Origin of the sequence: Pseudoduganella albidiflava (assembly GCF_004322755.1) — a bacterium.
GTDB lineage: Bacteria > Pseudomonadota > Gammaproteobacteria > Burkholderiales > Burkholderiaceae_D > Rugamonas > Rugamonas albidiflava.
Map to the genome: position 1 here is coordinate 4,553,972 of NZ_CP036401.1, position 26,580 is coordinate 4,580,551.

21 protein-coding genes and 2 tRNA genes are annotated in these 26,580 nt (G+C 66.3%); 7 read left to right on the forward strand and 16 right to left on the reverse strand.

Features of this window, described 5'->3' with window-relative positions:
* The first annotated feature begins 5 nt into the window (after positions 1-5).
* The 4 genes from EYF70_RS18755 to EYF70_RS18770 all read left to right on the forward strand — a co-directional run bounded on the left by EYF70_RS18755 (position 6) and on the right by EYF70_RS18770 (position 4,542).
* Positions 6-1,178, forward strand: a complete 1,173-nt coding sequence (locus EYF70_RS18755; RefSeq protein ID WP_131146768.1) for a CpaE/TadZ family protein — start codon at positions 6-8, stop codon at positions 1,176-1,178.
* A 79-nt stretch (positions 1,179-1,257) separates the two neighbouring features.
* A complete protein-coding gene (locus tag EYF70_RS18760; protein ID WP_131146769.1) occupies positions 1,258-2,616 on the forward strand; it encodes a TadA family conjugal transfer-associated ATPase in 1,359 nt (452 codons plus the stop codon).
* The gene (locus tag EYF70_RS18765) at positions 2,613-3,587 is read left to right on the forward strand and encodes a type II secretion system F family protein (RefSeq protein ID WP_131146770.1); all 975 of its coding nucleotides are present in this window, start codon (positions 2,613-2,615) and stop codon (positions 3,585-3,587) included. The genes EYF70_RS18760 and EYF70_RS18765 overlap by 4 nt, the downstream gene beginning before the upstream one ends.
* A gap of 16 nt (positions 3,588-3,603) precedes the next feature.
* Complete coding sequence (locus tag EYF70_RS18770) at positions 3,604-4,542, forward strand: type II secretion system F family protein (protein WP_131146771.1); 939 nt, start codon at positions 3,604-3,606, stop codon at positions 4,540-4,542.
* Positions 4,543-4,680: 138 nt separating this feature from the next.
* Here the strand turns inward: EYF70_RS18770 and EYF70_RS18775 are convergent, their stop codons facing one another.
* The 7 genes from EYF70_RS18775 to EYF70_RS18805 all read right to left on the reverse strand — a co-directional run bounded on the left by EYF70_RS18775 (position 4,681) and on the right by EYF70_RS18805 (position 14,102).
* On the reverse strand, positions 4,681-5,469 hold the full coding sequence (locus EYF70_RS18775; protein WP_131146772.1) for an ABC transporter ATP-binding protein: 789 nt from the start codon (positions 5,467-5,469) through the stop codon (positions 4,681-4,683).
* Between the two features lie 21 nt (positions 5,470-5,490).
* Positions 5,491-6,330 carry an ABC transporter ATP-binding protein gene (locus EYF70_RS18780; protein ID WP_131146773.1) on the reverse strand — a complete coding sequence of 280 codons (840 nt, stop codon included), beginning with the start codon at positions 6,328-6,330 and terminating at the stop codon, positions 5,491-5,493.
* 11 nt (positions 6,331-6,341) lie between these two features.
* Positions 6,342-7,235: an ABC transporter permease gene (locus tag EYF70_RS18785; protein ID WP_131146774.1), complete on the reverse strand. Its 894-nt coding sequence runs from the start codon at positions 7,233-7,235 to the stop codon at positions 6,342-6,344.
* Entirely contained in the window at positions 7,235-8,305 is a 1,071-nt protein-coding gene (locus EYF70_RS18790) for an ABC transporter permease (protein WP_131146775.1), read from the reverse strand. Before EYF70_RS18790 ends, EYF70_RS18785 begins: the two co-directional genes overlap by 1 nt.
* A gap of 22 nt (positions 8,306-8,327) precedes the next feature.
* A complete protein-coding gene (locus EYF70_RS18795; RefSeq protein WP_218943697.1) occupies positions 8,328-9,962 on the reverse strand; it encodes an ABC transporter substrate-binding protein in 1,635 nt (544 codons plus the stop codon).
* Between the two features lie 9 nt (positions 9,963-9,971).
* Positions 9,972-11,126, reverse strand: a complete 1,155-nt coding sequence (locus tag EYF70_RS18800) for a mandelate racemase family protein (protein WP_131146776.1) — start codon at positions 11,124-11,126, stop codon at positions 9,972-9,974.
* Positions 11,127-11,315: 189 nt separating this feature from the next.
* Positions 11,316-14,102: a TonB-dependent receptor plug domain-containing protein gene (locus EYF70_RS18805; protein ID WP_165497735.1), complete on the reverse strand. Its 2,787-nt coding sequence runs from the start codon at positions 14,100-14,102 to the stop codon at positions 11,316-11,318.
* Positions 14,103-14,262: 160 nt separating this feature from the next.
* Here EYF70_RS18805 and EYF70_RS18810 point away from each other — a divergent pair, with 160 nt between their 5' ends.
* On the forward strand, positions 14,263-15,009 hold the full coding sequence (locus EYF70_RS18810) for a FadR/GntR family transcriptional regulator (protein WP_131146778.1): 747 nt from the start codon (positions 14,263-14,265) through the stop codon (positions 15,007-15,009).
* Between the two features lie 1,027 nt (positions 15,010-16,036).
* On the opposite strand, the gene EYF70_RS18815 is transcribed toward EYF70_RS18810, so the two are convergent.
* Positions 16,037-16,126: transfer RNA gene (locus EYF70_RS18815), tRNA-Ser, on the reverse strand.
* Between the two features lie 312 nt (positions 16,127-16,438).
* Between EYF70_RS18815 and EYF70_RS18820 the strand changes: the two genes are divergently transcribed.
* A complete protein-coding gene (locus tag EYF70_RS18820) occupies positions 16,439-16,948 on the forward strand; it encodes a sigma-70 family RNA polymerase sigma factor (RefSeq protein ID WP_218943698.1) in 510 nt (169 codons plus the stop codon).
* Positions 16,949-16,972: 24 nt separating this feature from the next.
* Here EYF70_RS18820 and EYF70_RS18825 read toward each other — a convergent pair whose 3' ends face one another.
* The 5 genes from EYF70_RS18825 to EYF70_RS18845 form a co-directional block, all read right to left on the reverse strand.
* Complete coding sequence (locus tag EYF70_RS18825) at positions 16,973-19,111, reverse strand: TonB-dependent siderophore receptor (protein WP_165497736.1); 2,139 nt, start codon at positions 19,109-19,111, stop codon at positions 16,973-16,975.
* Positions 19,112-20,059: 948 nt separating this feature from the next.
* A tRNA-Ser gene (locus EYF70_RS18830) sits at positions 20,060-20,149 on the reverse strand.
* Between the two features lie 85 nt (positions 20,150-20,234).
* Complete coding sequence (gene serS, locus EYF70_RS18835; RefSeq protein WP_131146781.1) at positions 20,235-21,530, reverse strand: serine--tRNA ligase; 1,296 nt, start codon at positions 21,528-21,530, stop codon at positions 20,235-20,237.
* 101 nt (positions 21,531-21,631) lie between these two features.
* Positions 21,632-21,832: a hypothetical protein gene (locus EYF70_RS18840; protein ID WP_131146782.1), complete on the reverse strand. Its 201-nt coding sequence runs from the start codon at positions 21,830-21,832 to the stop codon at positions 21,632-21,634.
* 301 nt (positions 21,833-22,133) lie between these two features.
* Positions 22,134-22,430, reverse strand: coding sequence for a YciI-like protein (locus EYF70_RS18845; RefSeq protein ID WP_131146783.1), 297 nt, complete (start codon positions 22,428-22,430; stop codon positions 22,134-22,136).
* 264 nt (positions 22,431-22,694) lie between these two features.
* Between EYF70_RS18845 and EYF70_RS18850 the strand changes: the two genes are divergently transcribed.
* Entirely contained in the window at positions 22,695-23,738 is a 1,044-nt protein-coding gene (locus EYF70_RS18850; RefSeq protein ID WP_165497737.1) for a PEP-CTERM sorting domain-containing protein, read from the forward strand.
* 30 nt (positions 23,739-23,768) lie between these two features.
* Here EYF70_RS18850 and EYF70_RS18855 read toward each other — a convergent pair whose 3' ends face one another.
* From EYF70_RS18855 to lolA, 3 genes are read right to left on the reverse strand one after another with little or no spacing between them, the layout of a single operon-like run.
* Entirely contained in the window at positions 23,769-24,581 is an 813-nt protein-coding gene (locus EYF70_RS18855) for an alpha/beta fold hydrolase (protein ID WP_229420454.1), read from the reverse strand.
* 16 nt (positions 24,582-24,597) lie between these two features.
* A complete protein-coding gene (locus EYF70_RS18860) occupies positions 24,598-25,905 on the reverse strand; it encodes a replication-associated recombination protein A (protein ID WP_131146785.1) in 1,308 nt (435 codons plus the stop codon).
* A gap of 35 nt (positions 25,906-25,940) precedes the next feature.
* Positions 25,941-26,576: an outer membrane lipoprotein chaperone LolA gene (gene lolA / locus EYF70_RS18865; RefSeq protein WP_131146786.1), complete on the reverse strand. Its 636-nt coding sequence runs from the start codon at positions 26,574-26,576 to the stop codon at positions 25,941-25,943.
* Positions 26,577-26,580 lie beyond the last annotated feature (4 nt).

Genomic DNA, 26,580 nt, shown 5'->3' on the forward strand with positions numbered 1-26,580 from the left:
ACACCATGAAGATCGCAGTCCTGTCGCGCGACGACCGCCACCTGATCGAGGTGGCCCGCCAGCTGCGCAACCGCCCCGGCGCCGATGAAGTGGACATGATCGCCGGCACGCCGGCGCGCCTGACCACGCTGGCCGACGATGCCGTGCCCGACGTGCTGGTGGTGGACCAGCCGCGCGCCGAGGAAGGCGAGCTGGACCAGCTCGAACGCCTCGGCCACCTGTTCCCGCGCATGGCCTTCATCGTGCTCTCGGGCGACCTGTCGCAGGATTTCCTGCTGCGCGCCATGCGCGCCGGCGTGCGCGAAGTGCTGCCGGCCAGCCCGGCCGCCGCGGCGCTCGAGCAGGCGCTCGACCGCGTCGCCGAGAAGCTGGGCACCCAGGGCGGCAGCAACGGCAAGGTGCTGGCCTTCATTTCCTGCAAGGGCGGCAGCGGCTCCACGTTCCTGGCCACCAACCTGGCCTATGCGCTGTCCGCCGGCGGCACCAGGCGCGTGGCACTGATCGACATGAACCTGCAGTTCGGCGACGCTTCGCTGTTCGTTTCCGACATCAAGCCGCTGGCCACGCTGTCCGACGTGGCCAGCCAGATCCACCGCCTCGATCCCTCGTTCCTGGCATCGAGCATGGTCAGCGTGACGCCGAACTACAGCGTGCTGGCCGCGCCGTCCGACCCGGCGCACGCCAGCGACGTGAAGCCCGAGCACATCGACGCCATCGTCAAGCTGGCGCGCCGCCAGTACGACTTCATCGTGCTCGACGTGGGGCGCAGCCTGGACCCGGTCAGCATCCGCGCGCTCGACCATGCGGACACGATCTTCCCGGTGCTGCAGATGACCCTGCCCTACATCCGCGACGGCAAGCGGCTGCTCACCGTGTTCCGCAACCTGGACTACGGCAAGGACAAGATCGAGCTGATCGTCAACCGGCACGACAAGAACAGCGATATCCGCCTGAAGGATCTCGAGGAAGCGTTCGAGACGAGCGTGCTGCGCACCATGCCGAACCATTACGACGCGGCGGCGAAATCGGTCAACCAGGGCGTGCCCATCACGCGCCTGGCGCCGGACAGCCCGCTGTCGGAAGCGCTGGTCGACATGGCCCGCGGCCTGACGGGCGACGCGGCGCCGAAGCAGGCCGCCGGCCTGATGTCGCGCCTGTTCAGCCGGCGCGCCGCCTGAACCTCGCCCCGACCGAACCACGCCCCGGCCAACAACGGATTGACGGAATCACGGATTGACGATTGACGGAAAGAACGCGATGAACATGCCCTCCTCCTCCTTGCGCGAACGCCTCGGCAGCGGCGCGCCGCGCCCCACCGCGCAGCGCGGCCCCATCGACAACCGCGCCTATCACCAGCTGAAGAGCCGCATCCACGAAGCCCTGCTCGACCGGATCGACCTGGAAAGCATGCAGCGCCTGACGCCGGACCAGATCCGCCAGGAACTGCGCCTGCTGGTCGAGCGCCTGCTCGAGGAAGAGATGGTGGTCATCAACGATGCCGAGCGCAAGACCCTCACGCGCGACATCCAGAACGAGATGCTGGGCTTCGGCCCGCTGGAACCGCTGCTGGAAGATCCCACCGTGTCCGACATCCTTGTCAACACGCACAAGCAGGTGTACGTGGAACGGCGCGGCCGCCTGGAACTGACGGACGTGACGTTCACCGACGATGCGCACCTGATGAAGATCATCGACAAGATCGTCTCGCGCGTGGGCCGCCGGATCGACGAGTCGAGCCCGATGGTCGACGCGCGCCTGCCGGACGGTTCGCGCGTCAACGCCATCATCCCGCCGCTGGCGATCGACGGCCCCGTGATGTCGATCCGGCGCTTCTCGGCCGACCCGCTGCGCCTGGCCGACCTGGTGTCGTACGGCAGCGTGACGGCCGACATGGCCGAAGTGCTGCAGGGGCTGGGCAAGGCCAAGGTGAACATCCTGATCTCGGGCGGCACGGGCAGCGGCAAGACCACGATGCTGAACGTGATCTCCGGCTTCATCAACCAGACCGAGCGCATCGTGACGGTGGAAGACGCCGCCGAACTGCAGCTGCAGCAGCCGCACGTGGTGCGCCTGGAAACCCGCCCGCCGAACATCGAGGGCAAGGGCGAAGTCACGCAGCGCGCGCTGGTGCGCAACGCGCTGCGGATGCGGCCCGACCGCATCATCCTGGGCGAGGTGCGCGGCGCCGAGGCGCTGGACATGCTGGGCGCGATGAACACGGGCCACGAAGGCTCGATGGCGACGATCCACGCCAACACGCCGCGCGATGCGCTGACGCGCCTGGAAAACATGGTCAGCATGGCGGCCGCCACGCTGCCGCCGCGGGCGATGCGCCAGCAGATCAGTTCCGCCGTCGGCGTGGTGGTCCAGGTGTCGCGGCTGACCGACGGCAAGCGCAAGGTGCTGTCGATCTCCGAGGTGACGGGGATGGAGGGCGACGTCATCACGATGCAGGAGATCTTCTCGTTCAAGCAGACCGGCGTGGCCGACGACGGCACCGTGCAGGGCCACTTCAGCGCCAGCGGCGTGCGGCCCCGCTTCGCCGAACGGCTGCGCACCTTCGGCGTCGCGCTGTCGCCGGGCGTGTTCGAGCCGCGCATGGAGCCGGCGCGATGAACACCACGTTCGCGCTGTTCGTGGTGCTGCTGTTCGCCGCCGTGATGCTGCTGGTATGGGGTGTCTACACGGGCTGGGCGGCACACCGCGATCCGGAAGCGGAGCGCGTGGCGCGCCGCCTGCGCGGCATCATCGGCGGTGAAACGCGGCAGTCGGAAGTCACCATCGTCAAGGAACGGCGGCTCAGCGAAAGCGCCGACATCGATGCGCTGCTGCGCCACCTGCCCGGCGTTCGCCGGCTCGACCGCATGCTGATGCAGGCCGGCGTGCGCTACCTGGCGGCCCGCCTGCTGGCGTTCTGCGCCGCGGGATTCACGGCCGGCCTGCTGCTGGCCGCCTGGCTGGCATTGCCGGCCCTGGCGTGGCCGCTCGCCGGCGCGGCCGCGGCAAGCCTGCCGCTGCTCTACCTCTCTCGCGCGCGCGACCGCCGCCTGGTGCGTTTCGAGCACCAGCTGCCCGACGCGCTGGACATGATGGGCCGCGCGATGCGCGCCGGCCACGCCTTTCCCACCGCGCTGAAGCTGGTCGGCGACGAGATGGCGGCACCGCTCGGCGAGGAATTCAAGGCGGCCTTCGACGAGGTCAACTTCGGCATCGGCATGGGCGATGCGCTGAACAACCTGGCCCAGCGCGTGCCCAGCATGGACTTGCAATACTTCGTCGTGGCCGTGCTGATCCAGCGCGAGACGGGCGGCAACCTGACCGAACTGCTGTCCTCGATCAGCGCCATCATCCGCGACCGCCACCGCCTGCTGGGACAGGTGCAGGTGCTGTCGGCCGAAGGCCGCATGTCGGCCTGGATCCTGTGCCTGCTGCCGTTCGGCGCCGGCGCCATGATGTATGCGGCGAATCCGGAATCGATGGGGGTGCTGGCCACCGACCCGGGCGGCCGCAAGCTGGTGGGCATCGCCGCTGCCATGATGGTCACCGGCGTGCTGGCCATCCGCAAGATCATCCGCATCCGCATCTGACCGGGCCGCACAATCCATGAACCACGTACAGATCCTCATCCTGGCCGCCGTCTTCGTGCTGATCTTCGGCGCCGCGGCGCTGGCGATGCTCGTGCTTACGCGCGATCCGGTGAAACACCGCCTGTCCACCCTCGACGAGCGCGACACCCTGGCTGCGCCGCCGGCCCGGGACTGGCTGCAACGCCTGTCGCGCCTGGCCGAACCGCTGGCCCGGCTGTCGGTGCCGGCCGAAGGGTGGGAAAACTCACCCGTGCGCCTGCGCTTCATCAACGCCGGCTGGCGCGCACCGTCGACGCCAGGCCTGTTCCATGCCGGGAAGACGGCGCTGGCGATCGGCTTGCCGCTGGCGACCTGGCTGCTGCTGGGCAGCGATCCGCAGCGTGCCGGCAGCACCACGTTCCTGTACCTGGCGATCGCCGCCGCCTGCGGGTACTACGCGCCGGACCTCGTGCTGAAGCGCCGTATCGCCCATCGCCAGCGCGAGATCTTCGAGTCGTTTCCCGATGCGCTCGACCTGATGACGGTGTGCGTGGAGGCGGGCCTGGCGATGGATGCCGCGCTGGCCCGCGTGGGCGCGGAGATCGGCCTGAAAAGCGCCGTGCTGTCGGAAGAACTGCAACTGGTCACGCTGGAACTGCGCGCCGGCAGCGCCAAGGACAAGGCCTTGCGCAACCTGGCGCTGCGCACCGGCGTGGAAGACGTGGACGCGCTGGTGAAGATGCTGATCCAGGCCGACCGTTTCGGCACCAGCATCGGCGTGGCGCTGCGCATCCAGTCGGAGCAGCTGCGCACCCGGCGCCGCCAGCTGGTGGAAGAGCGCGCCGCGAAGATCGCCACGAAGCTGCTGTTCCCGCTGATCTTCTTCATCTTCCCCAGCCTGCTGGTGGTGCTGCTGGGGCCATCGATGATCCAGATCATGAAGGCGATCGCACCGATGTCCGGAGGGGCGGGCTGACCCTGCTCAGGGCATCGGCTCGCGCGCGACGAGCACGGACACCGGCCCCGGCAGGACGATACGATGGCTTGACATCCCCTACCGCTCCCATTGCAGAGACGAAGTGTGAGCACAGCGGGGAGTGAGCGAAATTGCCTGTCACCGGCCCGCCTCGACCTCCTTCGGACGTTCCCGCGAGCGCGAGTAGCTGCGGGTGGCCTCGACCAGGGTGCGCGTGTAGGCCACGCCGCCATTGCCGAGCTCGCTGGTGGGCAGCGTGTCGACGATGCGACCCTGCTGCATCACGGCCAGGCGGTCGCACAGGTGCACCACCACGCCCAGGTCGTGGGTGACGAGGATATAGGTGAGCCCCTCGCGCGCGCGCAGCTCGGCCAGCAGGTTGAGGATCTCCGCCTGCACCGACACGTCCAGCGCGGAAGTCGGCTCGTCCAGCAGCAGGATGCGCGGCTCGAGGATCAGGGCGCGCGCGATGGCCACCCGCTGCCGCTGGCCGCCCGACAGCTGGTGCGGATAGCGCTGGCGGAACGATTCGTTCAGGCCCACCTTGGCCAGCATCTGTGCAACACGCTCGTGCGGCCGGTCCATCCGGTGGATCGTCAAGGGTTCCAGCAGCGCCGCGCCGACGGTATGGCGCGGATGCAGCGACCCGTAGGGATCCTGGAACACCATCTGCACCAGGCGGCAGCGTTCGCGCGTGAGCCTGCGGCCCAGCGCCTCGCCCCGGATCGCGATATCGCCGCGCCAGTGGCTGTACAGGCCGGCCAGGCAGCGCAGCACCGTGCTCTTGCCGGAGCCCGATTCGCCGACCAGCCCGAACGCCTCGCCCTCGGCCACCGTGAAGTCCACGTCGTGCAGCACCTGCTGGTATCCGCCGCCGCTGCCGCTACTGTTACCGAATCCCAATTGCAAACTTTTTACCGTGATCATGCGTCGGTCTCCTGCTGAATTCTAGTGAGTGAGCCAGCCCGGATCGCGCTGCAGGACGGGCAGCACGGCGCGGCGATGGTCGATGTCCGGCAGGGCCGCCAGCAGGCTGCGCGTGTAGGGATGCTGCGCGCGGTCCAGGTCCGCCGCCGCGATCGATTCCACCACCCGCCCCGCGTACATCACCAGCACCCGGTCGCAGAAGCTGCGCACCAGGTTCAGGTCGTGGCTGATGAACAGCAGCCCCAGGCCCCGTTCGTCCACCAGGTCATCCAGCACGGACAGCACCTGCGAGCGGACCGATACGTCCAGCGCCGACGTCGGCTCGTCGGCGATGACCACCTGCGGGTTCGGAATCAGCATCATGGCGATCATGATGCGCTGCCCCATGCCGCCCGAGATCTCGTGCGGATAGCGGTCGTAGACCCGCTGCGGCTCGCGGATGCGTACCTTCTCCAGCATGGCGATGGCCATCTCGCGCACCTGTGCGCGCGGCAGGCGCTGGTGGGCCAGCACCGCCTCGGCGATCTGGTCGCCCACGCGCATCACGGGATTGAGCGAGTACTTCGGATCCTGCATGATCATCGACATGCGCCGCCCGCGGATCGCATGCATCGCCTTCTCGCCGGCGCGCAGCAGGTCGGTATCGCCGAAGCGCAGCACGCGCGCGTCGATGCGGGCGCTGGCCGGGTGCAGCTTGAGCAGCGTGCGGCCCACGGTCGACTTGCCCGAGCCGGATTCGCCCACGATGGCCAGCTTTTCCCTGCCCAGTGTGAACGACACGCCGCGCACGGCATCCACCAGGCCGTCGCGCGTGGCGAACCGCACGCTCAGGTCTTCCACTTCCAGTTTGGTATCGGTCATCGCCCTTCCTTTCAGCTGCGGGGATCGAACATGTCGCGCAGGCCATCGCCCAGCAGGTTGAAGGCGAGGCTGACCAGCATCACCGCGGCACCCGGCATGGCCACCAGCCACCAGCACTCCATCATGTAGCGCCGCCCGGCCGAGATCATGGCGCCCCATTCCGGCGACGGCGGCTGCGCGCCGAGCCCCAGGAAGCCCAGGCCGGCGGCGGTCAGGATGATGCTGGCCATGTTCATGGTCAGCCGCACCAGCACCGACGACAGGCACAGCGGCGCGATATGGCGCAGCAGGATGCGCAGCGGCGAGGCGCCCTGCAGCTGCACCGCCGCCACGAAGTCGGCCTTGCGCAGCGAGCGGGTCTCGGCCCGCGCCAGCCGCGCGATCGGTGGCCACGCGGTCAGGGCGATGGCGATCACCGCATGCTCCAGGCCCGGGCCCAGCGCCGCCACGAAGGCCAGCGCCAGCACCAGGCTGGGGAAGGAGATGAAGATGTCCGTCACGCGCATGAACAGCGCATCGACCCAGCCGCCGAAGTAGCCGGATACGGTGCCGATGGCCAGGCCGACCGGGCCGACCACCACCGTCACCAGGCCCACGATGTACAGCGTGGTGCGGGCGCCGTAGACCAGGCGGCTGAAGCAGTCGCGCCCGTACTCGTCGGTGCCGAACCAGTGCGCGGCACCCGGTGGCTGCAATGCCTGCGACAGGTCCTGCAGCAGGGGGTTGTGGGTGGCCAGCCACGGCGCGCCGCAGGCCACGGCCACCAGCAGCAGGATGACCACCACGCCGGCCAGCGTCATCGGGTTGTGCAGCAGGTGGGCCATGGCGCGGCGCAGGACCTGGCGGCGGGCGGGCATGGGAGCGGTCATCAGCGCGGCGGAAGGCATCAGGGTGGAAGTGGTCATCAGTGCATCCTCGGGTCGAAGACCTGGTACAGGAGGTCGGAAAGGAGATTGAGGCCGACGAAGATGATGCCGACCACCAGCACGCATCCCATCACCGCGCTCATGTCGCCCAGCAGCATGCTGTTGGTCAGGTACTGGCCGAAGCCGGGCCAGGCGAACACGGTTTCGATCAGCACCGCGCCTTCGAGCAGGCCGCCGTAGGCCAGCGCCACGATGGTCAGCAGCTGCACCCGGATATTGCGGAAGGCATGGCCCCAGATGACGCGCGATTCCGGCAAGCCCTTGACGCGCGCCGTCAGGATGTATTCCTGCGACAGCTGCGCCAGCATGAAGCTGCGCGTCATGCGGCTGATGTACGCCATCGAATGCAGGCCCAGGATCCCGGCCGGCAGCATCAGGTGGCGCACGCTGTTGCCGAACGCCTGCCAGTTGCCGGCCAGCGCGCTGTCGACCAGCATCAGCCCCGTGACGGGCGGCAGCACGCCATCGAATTCGAGGTCGATGCGCCCGGAACCGCCGGCCCAGCCCAGCCAGGCGTAGAACACCAGCAGCCCCATCATGCCGAACCAGAACACCGGGGTGGAATAGCCGGCCAGGCTCAGCACGCGCACCGCGTTGTCCTGCCAGCGGCCGCGGTGGCTGGCGGCCAGCACGCCCAGCGGCACGCCGGCCAGCGTGCCGAGCACGATGGCGAAGGTGGCCAGTTCCAGGGTGGCCGGGAACACGCGCGCGATATCGGCGCTGACGGCGTTCCCGGTCAGCAGCGAGGTGCCCAGGTTGCCGTGCGCCAGTTCGTTCAGGTAGCGGCCGAACTGCACCCACAGCGGCTGGTCGAGGCCCAGCTGGACCGCCACCTGCTGGTAGGTCGACGCGTCGGCATCCGGGCCGACGATGGACAGCACCGGGTCGATCGGCATCACGCGGCCGACGAAGAAGGTCAGCGCCAGCAGGCCGAACAGCGTGACCAGGGTACTCAGCAAGCGCGCCCGCTGGGAGTAGACGCGGGCCCATAAGGTTGCAAATGAACTTGACGAAGAGGTGACCAAAGAAGTTGCCGATGGGGTGGACATGCTATCTCCTGTCGGGCCGCGCTCAGTCCTTGTAGACATCGCGCAGGTGGGTGGTGGCGGATGGATGGCCGACATAGCCGTGCACGCGCTTGCTCAAGACGACGGTTTCCTGCATCTGCGCGATGGGCTGGATGGCCCCCACTTCGCTGTCGTACAGCTGCTGCACTTCGCGGTACATCGCATTCTGCCGCGCTTCATCGGGTTCGCGCACGGCTTCCTCGATGAGCCGGTTGATGGCCGGGCTGTGGAAGCCGGTGCGCCAGCCCTGGAAGTTGGTGAGCCGGGCGGCATCGCTGTTGTCCGGGTTGTACACCAGGGCGCGCAGGTTGGCGTGCGGATGCGGCTCCACGCCGCCGCCGCCGCGGCCGACCACGATATCGAACTTGCGGTCGCGCATGGCGCCATATACCTGGTTGCCGGTACCGGACAGGATTTCGGCCTCGATGCCGGCCAGCGCCAGCGTGGCCTGCAGCGACGTGGCGATATTGATCAGCGGCGGATCGGACAACACCCGGATGGTGGTGCGGAAGCCTTGCGGGTAACCCGCTTCGGCCAGCAGCCGGCGGGCGCGCGGCACGTCGAGCCGGTAGCCGGGGTCGGGCAACGCCGCCGCCAGCCCGATCATCACGGGCCGCTGGTGCGCCACGCCGTAGTTCGGCATGATGGCCTTGTTGATGCCGTCGTAGTCGATCAGGCTGCGCAGCGCCAGGCGCACGCGGCGGTCCGCGAAACGGGGGTTCTTCATGCTGAGCGCCACGTAGTACGAGGTACCGCGCAGCACCGGCTGCACCACCACGCTGGCGTCGTGCTTGAGCGCCTCGATATCCGGCCCGGCCATGCCGGCGGCCAGGTCGACATCGCCGCGCGTGATCATGAAGCGCAGCGACAGCGATTCCGGCACATGGCGCATGACCACCCGGCGCAGCCTGGCCGGCCCGCGCCAGTAGCCGTTGAAACGGTCCAGCAGCATGGCGTCCTTGGCGCGCCATTCCGCCAGCGAGAACGGGCCCGAGCCCGCCGCGTGCGTGAGCAGCCAGGCGGCGCCCAGGTCGCCGTTGCGCTCGTGCGCCAGCACCGCCTGGCGGTCCAGGATGGCCGCGCTGACCGAGGTGGCCAGCGTGTACAGCACCATCTTCGGATCGGTCGGCTCGGGGAAGTCGATGCGCAGCGTGCGCGCATCGAGCGCGCGGATCATGCGCGGCGCATTGGCGGCGCTGAAGCCGTAGCTCTTCCATGGCGAGGCCATGGCGAGATTGAGCTTCAGCACCCGGTGCAGCGACCATGCCGCGTCCTCCGCGGTCAGCGGGCGGCCGGACTGGAAGCGCACCCCCTGGCGCAGCGTCAGCGTCAGGCTGCGGCGGTCGTCGCCGAAGGCCCACGATTCGGCCAGCGCGGGCTTCACCCTGGCAAGGTCGCGCGGATCGAGTTCGACCAGGTAGTCGTACAGGTTGGCCACCACGCCCAGCACGTCGTTGCCGGTGGCGCCGGCCGGATCGATCGACAGCAGGTTGTTCATGTTCATGCCGATCACCAGCTGGTCGCGCGGCGTGGCGGCCCGCGCCGGCGGCGAGAACAGGAGCGCCAGCATCAGCGCCAGCATCAGCGCAAGCAGCCCCGCCAGCCGCCTGTGCAGGTAGGAGTTTCGTGCAAAGCTCATGGGCGCGCCCTAGTAGGATTGCACGGTGTTGGCGGCGATGTACTCGAAGTCGATGTCCTCGCCCAGGCCCGGCTCCTGGGACAGGTGCACGAAGCCGTCGGCGTCCATCGGATCGGGCAGGCGGTGCAGGTAGGCCGGCGGCACATCGTAGTCGAGGAAGGGATGCAGCAGGCCGCGCTCGTACCAGCGGCAGTTCTTGATCGCCGCCACCACCGTCAGGTTGGCCGCGCCGTTGCCGTGCACTTCGCAGTCCATGCCGAAGGCGTCCGCCAGCGCCGCCACCTTCATGGTCGGCGTGATGCCCCCTACTCCCGGCACGCCGGCGCGCAGGATGTCGCAGGCGCCGGCCTGCACCCAGTCGGCGCGGCTGTGATGCTTGCCGGAGATGGTTTCCGGGCCGACGATCGGTATGTCGAGCTGGTTGGCCAGCCAGGCGTAGGATGCGATGCTCTGCTCGTTCATCATTTCCTCGAACCAGGCGTAATCGAGCTTTTCCAGGGCGCGGCCGATGGCCAGCGCTTCGCCGCGGCTGTACCAGTGATAGCCGTCCAGCATCAGCGCGATATCGGGGCCGACCGCCTCGCGCACCGCCGCGCAAGCCCTGATGTCCATGGCCGGGCTGGGCGCGAACGATACCGGTGGCATCCAGGTATGCACCTTGATCGCCTTGTAGCCGCGCGCCACCAGCTTTTCCGCGAAGGCGGCATATTCCTCGGGCGTGGACAGGCCGCCTTCCAGTTCGTCGCCGCACATCGTGCTGCCGTAGGCCGGCACCTTGTCGCGGTAGCCGCCCAGCAGCTTGTACACCGGCACGCCCAGCGCGCGGCCGGCCAGGTCCCACAGTGCCTGTTCCACCACCGCCAGTGCGCGGTCGGTCAGCTGCCCCGCGCTGCCGCGCTGCCAGTGCACCAGGTCCTGCCACAGGCGCTCGCGGTCGAACGGGTCCTGCCCGACCAGCACCTTGCGCACATAGGCTTCCAGCACATGGGGACGGACCACCTCGACCGGGCCGAACGCGTAGCCGCGGGCGCCATTGTCGGCGGTGATCGTCAGCATGGCCATCTGCACGTTCTTCTCGGGACCGGGATGCGCATGGCCGGCGCTGTCGACACTGCGCCTGCTCGGATAGTTGAAAATGGTGCCTTGTACACGTTCGATTTTCATGGACTGCCTTTCTGGGAACTCGTATTGTGAATTCGTTGTTCAGGACTCGTACGTCTGGAACCCGTACTTTGAGCACTCGTACGTCTGGCACCCATGCTTTGAGCACTCGACCATCCGGAACCCCTGCATTCGGAACTCCTGCATTCAGAACTCCTGCGTTCAGAACTCATACATTCAGAACTCATATATTCAGAACTCGTACGTCAGGCGCGCGTTGTAGGCACGGCCGATCGGGCTGGCGATATTGTTGGCGTACGCGGTGGAATTCGAATTGGTGACGGGAGGATTCTCGTCGAACAGGTTGCTGATGCCCAGCGATACCTTGACGTGCTTGATCCCCTTGTAGTTGACGGTCATGTTCCACACCGAATAGGGCTCGATATCGCGGTGGAACTGCGCCGGCACGTTGTTCAGGTCGTGATAGCCGGTGTTGTAGAACTGGGTCAGCTGGCTGAACCAGTCGCCACGCTCCCACGACAGGCGCAGCGTGTGCTTCCAGCGGAACGTATACGTGGGGCTGGCACTGACATTGCCCGAGCCGACGGAACCGAAGCGGCCCAGGTTGGAGATCCACGGGCCATCCTTCTCGGTCTGGTTTTCAAAGCGGGTCACGTAGGTGCCGTCCAGCGCGGCCTTGAACTGCCCGTACGAAGCCTTCGGGAACGCATACGACAGCCCCACGTCGATGCCGGCGGTGCGCAGGTCGCCCAGGTTGTCGACCGTGTTCCTCACGTAGGCCAGCGAGCCGTCCGGATTGCGCACGAACAGGTCGGCGTACTTCGCGGTGTTGGTGAAGATGGCGTTCTGCGCCAGCTGGCCGATGCTGTCCTTCACGTGGATGTCGTAGTAGTCCAGCATCACCATCAGGTTGCGCACCGGCTCGATCACCACGCCCAGCGTGAGGTTGCGCGAGGTTTCCGGCTGCACTTCCGGATTGCTGCCCTGCTGGATCGGCAGGGCCGTGTTGCAGACCAGCAGCGGGTTGGCGCCGGGGACCGCCGTGCCGGTGCCGGCCATGCCCATGGTGCCCGGGCACAGCACCGGATCGTCCCACTTGCTGGTGGAGAGCGAGGTGGCGCCGGGCAGCCGGTAGCCATACCGGTCGAACAGCGTCGGCGCGCGGAAGCCCGTGCTGGCCGAGCCGCGGAACATCAGCTGCTTCATGGGCTGCCAGCGGAAGCTGGCCTTGGGATTGCTGGTGCCGCCGAAGTCGGAATAGCGATCGTGGCGCGCCGCCACGTTGAAGCTCAGGTCCGCCGTCACCGGCAGGTCGAGTTCGGCGAACACCGCCGAGATATCGCGGCTGCCCTCGGCATAGCTGGGCAGGCGGTTCTGGTACGGCACGTCGATCACGCCATCGAGCGCGCGGTCGTCGTTCGCGTCCCGGTGGTATTCGGCACCCAGCGCCAGCGTCATGGCGCCGCCGCCCAGCTGCATCAGCTCGCGCGTGAGCGTGAGGTCGGTGCCGTAGTAGCGGTTGGTGGTATGGCGGATCTGGCCGCCGTCCGCCGAGATGCTCTTCAGGTATTCCAGGCCGGCCGCGCTCTGCGTGCCGAACGGATTCAGTACGCCGTTCGCCACGCCGGCCTGCAGCCTGGCGCCGTTCAGGTAGCCCTGCACGAAATACGAATCGCGCTTGCCGCGGCCGTAGATGCCGCCCAGCCGGTAGTCCCACTGGCCGATGGTGCCTTCGCCGGTCACCACCACGCGGGTGATCTTCTGCTCGTCCTTCGCGATGGCGGGGCCCAGTTCGGCCACGCTCCACGACACGTTCAGCGGCGAGCCGTTGATCCCCGCCATGGCCGGCACGCCGGCGCTGCCGCCCGGATAGTACGGGCTGTCGGGCGTGATGCGCGCCACGGCGCCGTTGAAGCCGACCGTGGTGGTGGGCGGCTTCTGGGTTTCGATGTGCTCCTTGGCATGCAGCAGTTCGGCCGTGACCAGGTGGTCGCCCGGCAGCTTGATGCTGCCCTTGGCGAAGAAGTGGGCCTGCGCGTTGGCCGGCAGGGCCAGCACGTAATTGGCATCCTGGATGCATGTGTTGCGGGTGGCCGGCACCGAGTACGGAGGCAGGCAGCCGCTCGCATAGTACGGATTGCCGGTAATGCCCGTGCTGGGCGAGAACACGTTGGCGGGCCAGGCATAGGTGCCGCTGGCGGCCTTCGGCGCGATGCCCAGGCTGGCCAGCAGTGCCGGGTTGGTCAGCTCCGGGCGGTCGGCCGATTCCAGCTTGCTGCGCTTGTGCACGTCCACCGTGGCATACACGTTCCAGCCATCCGCCGCCAGGTCGCCGATGCCGCCCAGCACGCTGACACGGTGTTCGCGGCCGCCGCCCGACGCTTCCGGCCGCACCACCTGCCCGGTCAGTTCCAGCCCCTTGTAGCTGCGCCGGGTCAGGAAGTTGACCACGCCGCCCATGGCATCGGTACCGTAGGTGGACGACGCGCCATCGCGCAGGACCTCGACCCGGTTCAGGGCGCTGATGGGAATCAGGTCGACGTTGACGAAGCCATTGCTGAGCGGCTCGTTGACCATGCGCCGGCCGTTGAGCAGGACCAGCGTGCGGTTGATGCCGATGCCGCGCATGTTCATGTTGGTGCCCGCGCCGGCCGACGAAGGCGCGTTGGTGGCGCTCGACGGCAGCGACACCGCCAGGTCGGCCACGGTGGTCAGCGCCGCGCTGGCGATGTCGTCGGCCTTCACGGACGAGACCGGCAGCGCCATTTCGCCAGCCACGCGCTTGATCGTGGAACCCGTGACTTCGACCTTGATGACTTCGCCCGTGGCTACCGGCGCTGCTTGCTGTGCCGCCGTGGCTCCTGTCGCTTGCTGCGTGGCTTGCGCTGACTCCTGCGTGGCTTGTGCGGCTTCCTGTACCGCTTCCTGCGCGGCGGCCTGGCCGGCAAGGGCCGCGACCGCCAGCGCGATCGCGCTCAAGGCAAGCCGGCGCGGAACCGGGTGATGGCTGTGATGCATGGTGTCTCCTCCAAAGTTATACGATGGTTGGTCATGCGGCAGGCGCTGCCTGCGGGCGCTGTGCGCCTTGTTTTGTTCTCTACTCGGTTGTCGGTCATCTGACATCTTACGGCCAAGTATAATTACGGCATTCAAAAAACGCAATCATGTTTGGAACCCGATGCCACCCATGGATAACCACCTGCCGCCACGCCACGCGAAACCCCGCAACCTGGCCCACGCCGTCATCAGCTATGTCACCGACCTGATCCGCGACGGCAGGATCGTTCCCGGGGAAAAAGTGCCCTCGGAGGCGGAGATCATCCAGGCGCTGGGCGTGAGCCGGTCCGTGGTGAGGGAAGCCATGTCGCAGCTGCAGGCGACCGGCGTGGTGGAAACGCGGCAGGGCAAGGGCACCTTCGTGCTCGATCGCAGCGTGCAGCCGATGGGGCTGCAGGTGCCGGCGGAGATGCGCCAGCACGATGTGCTGGCCATCCTGGAACTGCGCCTCAGCCTGGAGACCGAGTCCGCCGGCCTGGCGGCGCGGCGCCGCAGCGAGCAGCAGCTGGCGCGCATCCGCGCAGCGTTGGACATCTTCCTGGCCCAATGCGACGAAGGCAGGAACAATGCCGCCAACGATACCGAGTTCCACCTTTCCATCGCCCAGGCCTCCGGCAACACGTATCTGTACGACGTGCTGAGCCACCTGAGCAAGGAATTGCTGCCGCGCGCGCGGGCCCTGCTCAGCGACCTGCCGCGCGATACGCCGGACGTGTTCATCGAACGCGTGCGGCGCGAACACGAAGATATCTATGGCGCGATCGCGCGCCAGGATGCCGAATCGGCGCGCGCTGCCATGCACACCCACCTGAACAACAGCCGCGAGCGGCTGCGGCGGGCGCTGGAGGCGCACGCGGCGCGGACGTAGGGTGGCGGCCCGGCCGTTGGGCCGGGTCATTCCAGTCTCAGAAGAGTTTCACTTGTCAGACGTCTGATTATTTTGCTGATGTTTTTGCAGGATATCGACGCGCTAAGGCGGATACCATTTCGTCAGAAGTGGGAACGGCCGCCGCAGGGGTGGACGTCGTCAAAGCAAGCTCACCCCCGAGGCAAATTCCGGGGTCAGGAAGGAATACTGGCATGCATGCCAGCACCGTTGCGCAGGCGCGAAGCATGCTTCGCGAAACCCCTGCTACACCCCGGCGGGTCTGACCCCGGCCTTTCGCTGCTGGGGTGAATGCATGCGCTTGCAATGTGCTGGATGACGCGCAACGCAACGGTACCGACCCGCAGGGGTGGCCGTTTTCGTTTATTCATGGCGGAGAAATGCAGAAGTGAGCGAACGAGCGCCAGCGCGGAGCGCCGGCGAAGCCGCTGCGTAGCAGCGACAAATGGGCGATTCGGAGAGCCCCGCGCTGGTAAGCGCGGGTCTTCGAATCCCACCCTCTCCGTCCGAATAAACAAAAACGGCCTTCCGCAGGGAAGGCCGTTTTTATTGCACAGGGGGCGCGGAGCGCCAAGAATGGGCGATTCGGAGAGCCTAGCGCCTGCAGGCGCGTCGTCTTCGAATCCCACCCTCTCCGTCCGAATGAACAAAAACGGCCTTCCGCAGGGAAGGCCGTTTTCGTTTATTCATGGCGGAGAAATGCAGAAGTGAGCGAACGAGCGCCAGCGCGGAGCGCCGGCGAAGCCGCTGCGTAGCAGCGACAAATGGGCGATTCGGAGAGCCTAGCGCCTGCAGGCGCGTCGCCTTCGAATCCCACCCTCTCCGTCCGAATAAACAAAAACGGCCTTCCGCAGGGAAGGCCGTTTTTATTGCACAGGGGGCGCGGAGCGCCAAGAATGGGCGATTCGGAGAGCCTAGCGCCTGCAGGCGCGTCGTCTTCGAATCCCACCCTCTCCGTCCGAATAAACAAAAACGGCCTTCCGCAGGGAAGGCCGTTTTTGTTTATTCATGGCGGAGAGGGTGGGATTCGAACCCACGGATGGGTTGCCCCATCGCTTGATTTCGAGTCAAGTACATTCGACCACTCTGCCACCTCTCCTGGGTGGTACATGCAAAACGCTGACTCCGCGTTCGACATTCTTGAGCCACACAAGGCTTGCTGCAACTCGAGAGGCATGATTCTATATCAGCATCGATGTTGCGTCAAATCAAAGAGAGTGCCTGTGCTTGCGGCTGCAAAAGCAGCAGCCATCAATGCGAATACTTCTCATTGTTATTTGAACAAGGGCGGTTTACACTGCCGTCACCTGCTTCCACTACCCGCTCCAGCCACGGCCACCAACCAACGGTGCCCTCGCCAACGGCGCCACTCCTGCGCGCCACGGGCGAAGCCAGGCTCGAGGAGAAACGCTTGGACCCCGAACCGCAGGCTGGCGCCTTGTCGGCTGTCTTCGTTGCGCATCGCGCTCAACTGCTCCGGGAGGCCACCAGGTTCCTGGGAGCGCCGGAGCTGGCCGACGATATCGTCCACGAAGCATTCATCAGGACGCTCGGCAAGGCAGGCGGCGGGGCGCGGCAGCCGCTGGCATATGCGCGCCAGGTCGTGCGCAACCTGGCGATCGACCACTGCCGGCTCACGGCCAGGGAAGCGCGGCTCTTCGCGGCCGATGGCGACACGCCGGCCGAGCACGCAGGGGCCGGCACGCCCGAATGCATCGCCGCGGCGCGGCAGCACTTGAGCCGCGTGACGGGTGCGCTCGACATGCTGCCTGAACGGACCCGGCACGCCTTCGAGCTGCATCGCCTGGATGGACTCAGCCAGCGCGATGTCGGCTTGCGGCTGGGGATATCGGCCACGACCGTCAACTTCCTGGTGCGCGATGCGCACGCATCCTGCAGGACGGCGCTCGGCCTCGCGTGAGGCAGCACCGCGGCAGCGCTCACCTTACCAGCGATACTTCAATGCGCCGCGAACCGAACGCCCCAGGCCGATGTAGCAGCTGTGCGTCGCGAAGCAGGACGCAACGTAGTCCTTGTCGGCGAGGTTGCTCACATTGAGTTCGAGCGCCCAGTTGCCGTGGCCGGCCAATGCGCGCAGGTCGTAGCGAAGCGCGAAGTCGAACAGCGCGAGGCCCGGCACCGTGAACATGTTGGCCGCATCGCCCTGCGTCTTGCCCGTGTATCGCGCGCCCAGGCCGGTGCCCAGTCCGGCGAGCACGCCGCTGCGCACCGAATGGAATGCCCACACCGATGCGGCATGCGCGGGGATCTGCGCACGCCGCTTGCCAAGGTCGCTGCCGTTACTGCGCGTGACCTTGTCATCCAGCCAGGTATAGGCCGCGGTCAGGTCCAGGTTGCGGCCGAGTTGCGTCTTCGCTTCCAGTTCGATGCCGCGCGTGCGCACCTCGCCGGTCTGGATGCTGAAGCCCGTGTGTTCGGGGTCGCCGGTGGTCATGTTCCGCTGCGTCAGGTCGAACGCCGCCACCGTCGCCAGCAAGCCCGCGCCACGCGGCTGGTACTTCACGCCGACTTCGTATTGCCGGCCTTCCATCGGCTCGAACAGCGTGCCATCGAAAGCGCGCCCGCTGACCGGTTCGAACGATTCCGCATAGCTGGCATATGGCGCGAAGCCGCTGGCCAGGTTGTAGATGATGCCGACCCGGCCAGTGAAGGCATCATCGTCCTGCTCCGTCCATGCACCCGCCAGGCGGTTCAGCAAGCGGCTGCGGGCATCGTCACGACGGCCGCCGACCAGCACGGACAGCGCCCCGAAGCGGATCTGGTCCTGCAGGTAGAGACCCAGCTGGCGCCCCGTGACCTCCTCGCTCTGGTAGACCGGCTGGACGGGAATGGCCTGGTGGTGGACCGGGGCAAACAGGTCGATCGCCGGCACGCCATTGGTGCCGAAGTGGCGCACGGCGTCGTTCGTGCGCCGCTGGTAATCCACGCCGGCAAGCAGGGTGTGGCGCGCCGCGCCCGTGTCGAAGCGCCACTCCACCTGGTTGTCGAGGGTCGCCGTGCGGGCATCCTCGAAGGCCGCGAAGGCGCTGCGGTTCAGGGTGCGCGCATCGGTAGCCAGCGCTCGCCGGTACACCCATTGTGAATCGAGCTCGTTGCGGCTGTAGCGGAGGTTCTGGCGGAAGGCCAGCGTGTCGCTCCAGGCATGGCTGAACAGGTAGCCGATCGCCATCGTCGTGCGATCCCAGTACTCGTAACCCGGCTCGCCGACGCGGATATCGCTGCGCACCCGGCCATGCGGGTTGCCGAACAGCCCGGCGGCGGGAACGATGTTCAGCAGCGTGGCGTCGATCTCGTCGCGCTGCCAGTGCGCCAGTGCGGTCAGCGATGTCCGGCCGTTCGACCAGGACAGCGCGGGGGCCAGCATCCGGCGCTCGCGCCCGCTGGGATCCTGCTGCAGGTCTTCCCGCAGCGCCAGCCCGGTCACGCGGAAGTGAAGCTGCGCACCCAGGCTGCCACCGGCATCGACGGCTCCCTCGGCGCGCGAACGGCTGCCGGCGCCGAGGCGCACTTCGTTGACCATGCCCGGACCGGGGCGCTTGCTGACCATGTTGACGATACCGCCAGGCTGCGTCTGGCCAAACAGGACGGATGCCGGACCCTTCACCACCTCCACCCGCTCCAGCAGATAAGGATCGAGGTTGCCGCCGTCGTAGCCGGTGCCCTGGAGCTTCATGCCGTCCAGGTACTCGTTGAAGGAATAGCCGGCGGTGCCGCCGCCGCCGAAGCCGCGTACGCGAACGCTGTTGCCGCCGAAGAGCGCGGTTTCCCCGGTGGCCCCGACCGAGGAGCCAGCCGTGTAGGCAACCGCCTCGCCAATGTCGCGGACGCCCCGCACGCTCATTTCCTCGCGCGTGATCACCGATACCGCCTGCGGCGTTTCATGGATGGGCGTATCCGTCTTGGTTGCCGTGCCGCTTCGCGTGGCGACATAGCCCTGCACTGGCTCATCGCCAGGACTGGCGCCGGTGACGTAGACGGTGGGCAGGACCGTTTCGTGAGTGCCGGCGGCGGGTGGCTCTTGCGCGTTCGCGCCATTTGCCGAGAGCGATACGCAAACAAGCATGGCATGACCAGCGAGGCGGCTCGCGCAATGTCGTGGCCGGGATGGGAAGCGGATGTGATCTGGTTTTTTCATGGTGGACAACTGCGGTCTGGACGGTAAGGCCGGCGCACAACGGGCGGCCGGCGTGCTCGCATGGGGAGCGGGAGCGCTACTGGCGGATGGCGGGCGCTTCGGATGGCTCCGGCTCTGGTCGGCCGGTGTGGCGCCCTCGCCTCCAGCCTTGTCATCGGGCGGTGGCGGAACGGCGCTTTGCCTGCCGCGCGGGTAGGCGAAGGCAGGCAGCTGATCATTAGACGAATGGGGAGGCGGTTTGTTTGGTGGGGGCTGCATGGAGGGGCGATTCGGAGAGCCTGGCACTGGTAAGCGCGGGTCTTCGAATCCCACCCTCTCCGTCCGAATAAAAAAAACGGCCTTCCGCAGGGAAGGCTGTTTTCGTTTATTCATGGCGGAGAGATGCAGAAGTGGGGAACGAGCGCTAGCGCGGAGCGCCGGCGAAGCCGCTGCGAAGCAGCGGCAAATGGGCGATTCGGAGAGCCTAGCGCTGGTAAGCGCGGGTCTTCGAATCCCACCCTCTCCGTCCGAATAAAAAAAAACGGCCACCCGCAGCGGTGGCCGTTTTGATGGAGCAGGCGGCGCGGAGCGCCAAAGAATGGGCGATTCGGAGAGCCCCGCGCTGGTAAGCGCGGGTCTTCGAATCCCACCCTCTCCGTCCGAATAAAAAAAACGGCCACCCGCAGGGGTGGCCGTTTTACTTTATTCATGGCGGAGAGGGTGCAGAAGTCAGGGAACGAGCGCCAGCGCAAAGCGCCGGCGAAGCCGCTGCGAAGCAGCGGCAAATGGGCGATTCGGAGAGCCCCGCGCTGGTAAGCGCGGGTCTTCGAATCCCACCCTCTCCGTCCGAATAAAAAAAAACGGCCACCCGCAGGGGTGGCCGTTTTTCTTTATTCATGGCGGAGAGGGTGGGATTCGAACCCACGGATGGGTTGCCCCATCGCTTGATTTCGAGTCAAGTACATTCGACCACTCTGCCACCTCTCCTTTCCCGCATCGCTGCGAGAAGGCAAGATTATAGCCACCCCAAAAAGAAAATGGAAGGGCTATTTTCACAAGCCGAGGTCAGGCTTTACTGCGAGGCTTTCAGGTGCGTCAGGCCGCCCATGTAGCCGCGCAGGACTTGCGGGATTTCCACGCTGCCATCGGCTTGCTGGTAGTTCTCCAGCACGGCCACCAGCGTGCGGCCGACGGCCAGGCCGGAGCCGTTCAGCGTGTGCACCAGTTCCGGCTTGCCCTGCGCATTGCGGAAGCGGGCCTGCATGCGGCGGGCCTGGAAGGCTTCGCAGTTCGACAGCGACGAGATCTCGCGGTACGTGTTCTGCGCAGGCAGCCACACTTCCAGGTCGAACGTCTTGGCGGCGCTGAAGCCCATGTCGCCGGTGCACAGCGACAGCACGCGGTACGGCAGGCCCAGCGCCTGCAGGATCGTCTCGGCGTGGCCCACCATCTCGTCCAGCACCTGGTAGGAAGCATCCGGGTGGACGATCTGCACCATCTCGACCTTGTCGAACTGGTGCTGGCGGATCATGCCGCGCGTGTCGCGGCCGTAGCTGCCCGCTTCCGAACGGAAGCATGGCGTGTGCGCCGTCATCTTCAGCGGCAGCGCCTCCAGCGGCACGATCTCGTCGCGCACGGTGTTCGTCAGCGTCACTTCCGACGTGGGGATCAGGTAGAAGGTTTCGCCCTCGCCTTCCGCGCCGCCCTTCTTCACCGAGAACAGGTCGGCTTCGAATTTCGGCAACTGGCCGGTGCCGAGCAGCGAGTCGGCATTGGCCATGTACGGCGTGTAGCACTCGGTGTAGCCGTGCTTGTCGGTATGCGTGTCGAGCATGAACTGGGCCAGCGCGCGATGCAGGCGCGCGATGCCACCCTTCATGACGGAGAAGCGCGAACCGGTCAGCTTGGTCGCGGTGTCGAAGTCCAGGCCCAGCGCGGCGCCGACGTCCACGTGGTCTTTCACCTCGAAGTCGAAGCTGCGCGGCGTGCCGACCTTGCGCACTTCCACGTTGCCCGATTCGTCGGTACCGACGGGCACCGATTCATGCGGCACGTTCGGCACAGCGTGCAGGAAGGCCTGGAGTTTGTGCTGCAGGACGGCCAGCGCGGCTTCGTTGTTCTTCAACTCGTCGCCGATGCCGGCCACTTCCGCCATCACGGCGGAAGTATCTTCCCCTTTGCCCTTCAACATGCCGATCTGCTTGGACAGCGAATTGCGCTTGCTTTGCAGTTCCTCGGTACGCGTCTGGATCGCCTTGCGCTCGGACTCCAGGGCGGTGAATCCGGCAACGTCCAGCTGGAACTTGCGGGCCGCCAGGCGGGCGGCCACGGTGTCGATGTCTTTACGGAGAAGTTGGATGTCAATCATGGGGCAATCGCAGCGAATGTCGAAACCGCAATTGTACCAAGAGGACGCTGCTTCCCAGGAGTTTTACGCCCTCGCGGCGCGGCCCTGCCGGGCCGGCCGCGTTACATCAGCTCGGCTTTTTCGGCGGCGGTCAGGCGCTTGGCGGCAACTGTCACGACCGGCATCTGCACGTCCGGATGGATGAACAGCGGACGGTCGGCGGCCACGACGAGCGGCTGGGTTTCGCTGGTGGCGATGGCGAAGCTGACGCCGACGGCGGCGACCGTGAAGAAGATGGCTTCCATGTGTTTCAGTGCGTTCATGATGGGCTCCGATGGTGGTTGGTTTTTGGCGGGTTCCGGTTCGTGCCGCAGGACGTTCCGGTATGTTTGCACTGTACCTAAAGGCGTTCTGCGTCTCCATCGACGTGCGACGAAGCGTGAAAAACGCGGCATGAGATGCATGAAAACCGTGCCGGACCTGGCTTGACCAGGATCACAGCTTAGGCCGCCACGTGCCCCGCCGATTGCGCGAACGCAAGGAGGCAACTGAGAAAAATCAGGAAGGGGTTACTGCTGGGGAATTAATCAGGTGGCAAACGATTTCACCACCCGATGAGGGGCGTTACCGGACCGGCGTGCTGGCCAGTTCACCCACGACGGTGTGCCATTTACGCACGGTCCAGCGCTTGACGAGGCCATGCTTCACATACGGATCGGCGGCCGCGAACGCTTCGGCGATATCCGGTGCGTCGATGGTAAAGACGAGCTGGGCAACGTCGATCGGCTCGCCGGCCGCCCCGGCCAGCAACAGTTCGCCCCGCTCGACGGCATCCCACGCCAGCTTCAGGTGTTCATCGCGGAACTCGCCGCGGCGCTGCAGGTAGTCGCCGGCCAGTTCATAAGTGAGCAGGTAGTGCATGAGTAGGTTCCTTGTGGTCGAAAACCCGGCGTTTACGGCACGGGTCGGTTGTGCAGCGGACGTGCGGGGCATCGGCATGGCGATCGGCCAGCGACCGTCGATTCGCGGCTTCGCTCTCCGGTTTGCCCGTCCAGGCGGAATGGTACAGGTAACGGTTACCTCGGCACAGAAAAGCCAAAGCCGTGGGCGACTTTCCCTTGGCGATGGACTAAGCTGGTTTGACCGGGTCGCCGGCCTGGCAAACGGGAGATGGAAATGCGAAACTTGGCCACTGCACTTGCACTGTTGACGTTGTCCGCTTCCGCCCTGGCGGCCGGCACGCCGAAATATAAAGTCGTCATCCTCAGCATTACAGACTGGTACACCGCCGCCATCGGCAACAATGGCACGGTCCTGCTGTCGCAATCGAACTGGAACGACAGCCGCCCCATCGTAACGGACGGCGTGCAGCAAACGATGCTGGGCACGCTGGGTGGCCACGCCACTTACGGGCATGACATCAACAGCAGCAATACGGTCGTTGGACGCTCCCAAGATGCGAGCAATCAGCTGCGGGCGTTCATATGGAAAGACAACGTCATGCGGGCAATCGGCGGTGCCCGCAGCATAGCTACCGGTATCAATGATGCCGGTACCGTGATCGGGCACCTCGGCACAGGAGAACGGTCCCAGCGCGGCTTCGTCTATACGGAAGCCGGTGGCATGGTCGTTATCGGCACGCTGGGCGGTGAAGGCAGCGCGGTAACGGCGATCCACGAGGACGGGCGCGTCCTGGGAAAGGCACAGGATATCGCCGGCACGTGGAAGAACTTCGTTTATGAAAACGGCGCGATGACCGTCATCGACACCGATCTGGCCCTGACCGGATTCGCGCCAGATGGCGGATACTACGGCGTGCGTCTTTCGGGTACCGTGGCACATACCGAGGCAATCGTGTTCCGCGACGGCGTGGTCGAAACGTCCTATCGCCTGAGCGCAATCACGGACATGAACGCCACCGGACTGGCGACCGGGCTCGATCATCGCACCAATCAGGTCGGCATGCTGGGATTCCCCGACGGTAGTGCCTACAGCATCGAGCAGCTGGTCGACGACCCGCGCTGGTGGGTGGGGTGGAGTGCGCTTTCGGGAATCAACGACGCCGGCCAGATCATCGGCACCGGCTGCGTCGTGACGACCGGCTGCTATGCAATCCGCCTCGATCCGCTGGCCGCCGTTCCAGAACCGGCGACCTGGACCATGCTTGCCGCCGGCCTTGCATTCATAGGCTGGAAGTCCGGCCGGCGGCCAGGCAGGCAGCCAGCCTGACCGCGTCAACCAGGCACTCCCGCCCGCGCTTCAGGACGCGGCTGCCGCGAGACCGGCAAGCGCATTCCCGCGCAGCCAGCCGATCACGATGTCGTTGAACTGCGCAGGCTGGCGCAGCATCGGCCAGTGATCGGTGTCCATCGCCACGACCTGGCAACCCGCCTTGGACTTCAGCTCGGCCGCCCACGCTGTCGAGTGGAACATGAACGGCTTGCGCGTGCCGTAGATGAACAGCATCGGGCACGCCGGCCGGAACGGCTTCATGCTCTTGTACTTGCCGGTCCAGGTCGAGTAGTACGGATAGTTCTTTTCCGGCGTGAGCGCCTCGGGCGCTACCGGCACGCCGGCCTTCTTCGCGAACGAGCGCGTCATCGATTCGCCGATGCCGCCGCCGATCTTCCAGGCCGCCGCCAGCCACAGCTGGTATGACACGATGCCGAGCTTGCCCTTCAGGCCGATCTCGTCCAGGTGCGCCTTCGAACCACCGTCGCCGATGTCCACGCCGATCACGCGCGCGACAAGGTCCGGGTGGCGCTGGGCGAACTGGTAGCCGAACACGCAACCCCAGTCGTGCACGAGCAGCGTCACCGGGCGATCCGGGCTGGTTTCGCGCACCACCCGCTCGCACAGGCCGAGCAGCTCATCGAGCGAATATTCCTTGCGCGCCGCGCCGGTTTCGAAACCAGGCCAGGTGAAGCGCACGCAACGGAAATATGGGCTCAGTGCCGCTACTTGCGGCTCCCACATGGCGGCCGTGTCGGGCCAGCCGTGGAGCATCAGGATGGTGTCGGGGCCGGTGCCGTCGACGAAGACCCGGGTATTGCCGATGAGTGTCGCTGCCACATGCCCTCCACAGTTGTTATTCTTCGCCCGCCTGCCGGTCCAGCTCGCGCAGCCACGCGAGCTTTTCCGCGATCTTCGACTCCACGCCGCGCGGTACGGGCTTGTACCAGCGCGGCTCGGGAATCCCGTCCGGCAGGTACGTCTCGCCGGCCGCATAGGCATTCGGCTCGTCGTGGGCATAGCGGTACTCGTGCCCGTAGCCCAGTTCCTTCATCAGCTTGGTCGGCGCGTTGCGCAGGTGGACAGGCACCTCGCGCGACTTGTCCTTCTTCACGAAGGCCATGGCGGCATTGAAGGCGTTGTAGCCGGCATTGCTCTTGGCGGCGATGGCCAGGTAGACCACGGCCTGCCCCAGCGCCAGCTCGCCCTCGGGTGAGCCCAGCCGTTCGTAGGTCTCGGCGGCATCGTTGACGATCGTCAGCGCGCGGGGATCGGCCAGGCCGATGTCTTCCCAGGCCATGCGGATGATGCGGCGCGCCAGGTAGCGCGGATCGGCGCCGCCGTCGATCATGCGGCAGAACCAGTACAGCGCCGCGTCGGGATGCGAGCCGCGCACGGACTTGTGCAGCGCCGAGATCTGGTCGTAGAAATTGTCGCCGCCCTTGTCGAAACGGCGTGCGTTCAGGGTCATCGCGTTTTCGACAAACTTCGCGTCGATATGCGTGATGCGCGCCGAGCGGGCCGCCGTGTCGGCCTGTTCGAGCAGGTTCAGGAAGCGGCGCGCATCGCCATCGGCAAAGCCGACCAGCGTGTCGATGGCCACGTCGTCGAAGGTCAGGCCCGGCAGCGCGGTCGAGCGAGCCTTCTCCAGCAGCTGGCGCATCTCGGCATCGGTCAGCGATTTCAGCACGTAGACCTGGGCGCGCGACAGCAAGGCCGAGTTGACCTCGAAGCTGGGGTTTTCCGTGGTCGCGCCGATGAACGTCACCAGGCCCGATTCGACGAACGGCAGCAGCGCATCCTGCTGCGCCTTGTTGAAGCGGTGGATCTCGTCGACGAACAGGATCGTGTGGCGGCCGAACTGGTCCAGGTTCTGCTGCGCCTGTTCCATCGCGGCGCGGATGTCCTTGACGCCCGCGAACACCGCGGAGAGCGCGATGAAGGCCGAGTCGAAGGCATTGGCGGTGAGCCGCGCCAGCGTGGTCTTGCCCACGCCCGGCGGCCCCCACAGGATCATCGAATGCGGCTTGCCGGCCTGGAACGCCAGGCGCAGCGGCTTGCCTTCGCCCAGCAGGTGGCCCTGGCCGATCACTTCGTCCAGCGTTTTCGGGCGCAGCGCCTCGGCCAGCGGCTGCCGGGGTTCGGTGGAAAAGAGATCGGCCATGTTTTATTGTTTGACGACGTGACTGTTCGACGACGTTACTGTTTGACGACGTCGGCGCCCTTCGGCACGTCGAACTTGAACGCCGTGCCACCCAGGGCCGGATTCTTCTCGAACTTGCGGAACGCCAGCGTCGAGACCTGGCCGAAGTTATCCGTCAGCTCCATCGCTTCCGGCTGGCCGTTCTTCAGGCCGATGGCGATCAGCTCGAAACTGGTGTCCTTGGCTTTCGGCACGGCCTTCAGCCACTCCAGGCCGTTGCGCGTGCCGCCTTCGCTCAGCGTGAAGTTCTTTTCCAGGTCGTTGGAGCCGAACAGGATGGCCGCCGGCGAAGAGCCCAGCGCATCGCCCAGCTTCTTCACGGTGACCTGGTTCAGGTCCCGGTCGTAGATGAACAGCTGCTCGCCGTCGGCCTGCAGCACCTGTTCATACGGCTTCTGGTAGGTCCAGATGAACTTTCCCGGACGGGCGAACACGAAGGTGCCGGTCGATGGCGCCGAGGTCTTCTTCGCGCCGTCGACGTTCTTCGTCATGGTCTGCGTGAATTCGCCCCGTGCCGATTTGGTCGAACCCACGAACGATTTGAACTGGTCCAGTGCAGCGGCTTGCGCGGCACCGGCGAACGACACCGCCAGGGCGGCGGCGATGAAACGATTGATATGCTGGTTTGCCATTCTT